Annotated in this window: 2 protein-coding genes and 2 pseudogenes; 3 read left to right on the top strand and 1 reads right to left on the bottom strand. The window is 67.1% G+C overall.

Annotated elements, in window-relative coordinates; translation table 11 throughout:
• Positions 1–99: 99 nt before the first annotated feature.
• Both AB0E67_RS36280 and AB0E67_RS36275 read left to right on the top strand, forming a co-directional pair.
• Positions 100–438, top strand: coding sequence for a DUF5819 family protein (locus tag AB0E67_RS36280; RefSeq protein ID WP_362035106.1), 339 nt, complete (start codon positions 100–102; stop codon positions 436–438).
• Between the two features lie 61 nt (positions 439–499).
• Positions 500–1,621 carry an HTTM domain-containing protein gene (locus AB0E67_RS36275; RefSeq protein ID WP_362035104.1) on the top strand — a complete coding sequence of 374 codons (1,122 nt, stop codon included), beginning with the start codon at positions 500–502 and terminating at the stop codon, positions 1,619–1,621.
• A gap of 356 nt (positions 1,622–1,977) precedes the next feature.
• Here AB0E67_RS36275 and AB0E67_RS36270 read toward each other — a convergent pair.
• A pseudogene (locus tag AB0E67_RS36270) lies at positions 1,978–3,065 on the bottom strand (IS4 family transposase).
• A gap of 102 nt (positions 3,066–3,167) precedes the next feature.
• Between AB0E67_RS36270 and AB0E67_RS36265 the strand changes: the two are divergent.
• A pseudogene (locus AB0E67_RS36265) lies at positions 3,168–3,267 on the top strand (IS5/IS1182 family transposase); the annotation flags it as partial.
• Between the last annotated feature and the right edge of the window lie 150 nt (positions 3,268–3,417).

The following is a 3,417-nucleotide window of genomic DNA, read 5'->3' as shown; positions in this document are numbered from 1 at the left end:
TTTGTCCACACACCAACCGATGATCACGCGGTGGCCGTACCCGTTCCCGGCCGGGTACGGCCACAAGATCGCGAAACCAGACTGGAGTACTAGTTCGACCTGACCGCCGTGGACGATGCCGAGGTCCGACACAACCCCTTCCCGAGCCATACCAACCAGAACATGCTCCGCAGGGCGTGGACGGGTTATCTCGAAACCCACGGCAACAGCGACGTTTCCTACTCGGACCGTGCGGTCATGTGGCAGGAGTACCTGCGGAACATCGCCGTGGACCGGATCACCGCCGCCCGGCCAGGCAGCATCGCCGGAGTTCAACTCCGCGTCCTCACCAGGCCGGTAGCCGCCCTCGATGCAACCGGCCACCGCCGTCCGGTACCGCCGTCGGTGGTCGACACTCGTAATCTGCCCTGGTGGAAGGTGCCCGCGCATGGCCGCTGACCGAACTCCGATGCCCATGCTCAGCAAGGGCGATGCCCCACGAACTGCCACGGAGGGGCCCGTGCCAGTGGGGTACCGGCGCCTCGACGACCTGCTTACTCTGCTCACTCATCGACCGGTCTCGCTGTACGCGGCCTCGACGCTGCGCATCGGCTACGGCCTGTGCTATCTCGTGTTCCTGTTGCGTGAACTCCCGCACCGGAACGAGATCTGGGGACCGGGCTCCCCGTGGACCCCGGCGTTGGCGGCCCGGCTGTTCGACCAGACCGGATGGTTCAGTGCCCTCACGTTCGCGGACAGCACGGTGTATCTCGACCTCTGCTACGTGGCGGCGCTCGTCGTCTGCGCGCTGTTCCTGCTCGGTTGGCGGACCCGGGCTACGTCCGTACTGTTCGCCCTCGTCGTGGTGTCGTTCCACGCGCGGGCGATCTTCATGACCGACGGGGGAGACAACCTGATCCTCCTGATGGCCCTCTACCTCACCACGACCGCCTGCGGGCGCCGCTGGTCGCTCGACGCGCGCCGTACGGCCCTCCGGGCCCGGACCGGTCGACCCAACCGCTGGGCACTGTGGTGCGCGAGCAGCGAAATGGTGGGGCAACTCGCCATGGCGCGTGCGTTCCTGACCACGGTTCTGCACAACTGTGGCATGTTCGTCATCGCTGCCCAAGTCTGCCTGCTCTACGGCTCAGCGGGCATGTACAAGGTGCAGGGCGGCTCGTGGCAGGCGGGAACCGCCCTGCACTACGTCGTCAACCTCGACCTCTTCCGGCCCTGGCCGCCCCTGTCCGCCCTGGTCGACAGCTACCCGCTGTTCATTGCGGCGGTCGGCTACCTGACCGTACTGATCCAGGTCGCCTTCCCGTTCGCCCTGTTCAGCCGTCTGAAATACGTCCTCCTCGTGATGCTCCTGAGTATGCACATCGGCATCGCGGTCCTTCTGGGCCTCCCGATCTTCTCCGCCGCCATGATCGTCGCTGACGCCGCCTTCCTCCCGGACCGCTTCTACCGCGCAGCGGCCCGTACCGCACGCCGCACGCTCACTCGCCTTCGCTCCCGTGAGTCCCCGACTGCGTCTCAACGAACCCACCTCGTCCCGCACCAGTCGCCGACCCGCACCCTCCGTTCGACACCGCCCGCCGGACCGGCAACAGCACCGGACCCGGCACGGGCCCAGCCGTAGAGTCGCTGACGCGGGCGGTACGTCACCTGGTTGGCGTACCGCCCGTGCCACTCCGCGCCTGGCTGTCACGCTCATTTATCCGTGCACGGCAGGTGTGCGAGTTGCGCAGATTTACCATGCATCGTGAGGCCCGGCTACCCGGTTGGGACGCTGGTCTAGGCACAATACCGGTGATTTAGGTGTTCTTCTGGCGTCTGCTGGCGGGTTTGGTGGGCGGGATGAGTGTGATTGCTGCTGCGGGTGGTCGGGGTGGGTTGCGGTGGTGGGTGTGTTTGAGGTGCCAGTTGGACATCTTGCGTTTGATGACACGGGGGTTGGAGCGTTGCCTGCGGGGTGGCAGGAGTCGTTCCAGCAGCTCACGGATGGTGTGAGTCAGGGCTCGACTGAGTCGTGAGGGGGGAAAGTGCCGCCTGGTCGGTGACGTGGCGGCGAGCGATCCGAAGGGTGCGGGTGAAGGGCAGTCTGTCGGGGTCGAGGCCGGCTTGGTGAGCGGTGTGGTGCATGACGTCCCGGAGTGCGTGGTGGACGAGAAGGAAGCCGTAGATTTCCTGCTCGACGCCATCGGGGTACTGGGAGCGGAGGACGAGGCGGTGTCCGCCCTGATGGGTCTTGATCTCGTCCAGGGTGTTCTCGATCTCCCAGCGCTGATGGTAGAGGCCCGCCAGGTCGGCCGCAGGGGCCTCCTGCGGGTTGCGGATGGTCGTGATCAGCCGGTAGACCGCGTTGCCGTCCTCGCGGCCGAGGGTGTACTCGATGACACGGACCCGGACCGGATCCCGGCGCTCGCGGTCGCCTGCCGCAACGATCTCGGACAGGTAGGAGCCGTCGTCGAAGGTTTCGAGGACCGGGAGCACGATGTTCTTCCGGACGCGCCACAACAGGTCCGCGCCCGTGCCCGAGGCGGCCCGCCACAGCCCGAAGCCGGTGATGCCGCGGTCGGCCATCAGCAGCATTCCCGGCCCGAGCCGGGCCGGCCGAAGAAACTACTGTTCGCCCCGGTGCCCGGCACATCGAAGACCGTGCCGTCCACCGCGACCAGACGCCACCGCCGATACCAGGCACCAGCAGTGTCCGGGGCGGCCACCGGCCGACACACTCGCGCGAACAGTACCTTCAACGGCTCCGGCCCCAACCGCCGACGGGCCCGGCCGATCGCCGCCGTCGTCGGCACCCGCCACGGCTTCTCCCACCGCCGCACCCGCTCCAGACCCTGCGTCAGCAGCCGGGCCACCTCCTCATAGCCCTGCCCGGAGAACAGACACATCGCGAGCACGAAATAGACCACCACCCGGGCCGGCAACAGCCGCGACCGCTGTTCCAGACGCCCACACCCAACAACCACCTCATCCACCAACTCGGGCGGGAACACCCGCGTCAGCACACCCAGAGCGATCCGGTCCGACAACCGCTCACCCGACGACTTCACCTGTCCAGGCCTTGGCACACCACACCCAACGACCCACCACCAACAAAGTCACCGGTATTGGGTCTAGGCAGTGTCCGACGGGTCTGGTGACTGGGCGGCGTCCATGTCGTTCCGACTCTTGTGGGGCGGGGTGATCTATCCGACGCCGAGTGGGAAGCCGCACCTGCCGCGGAACATCGGGCGGGGCGGGCGGTGGAAGAGCCACCGCAGGGTGATCAACGTCCCCGGACAGTCCCTGAAGGCTCCTGACTGGCAACGGTCCTGCTGAACAGGAAAGGCGCGGGACATGGGGCGAGCACCCCCGGCAAGGTGTTCTCGGGGCTGGACGGCCTCAAGTGGGTGCCCGAGCTGGGTGACGTCGCCGCGTTCG

Origin of the sequence: Streptomyces sp. NPDC032161, from assembly GCF_040636995.1 — a bacterium.
Lineage (GTDB): Bacteria > Actinomycetota > Actinomycetes > Streptomycetales > Streptomycetaceae > Streptomyces.
This window is presented reverse-complemented; position numbering and strand designations above follow the sequence as displayed.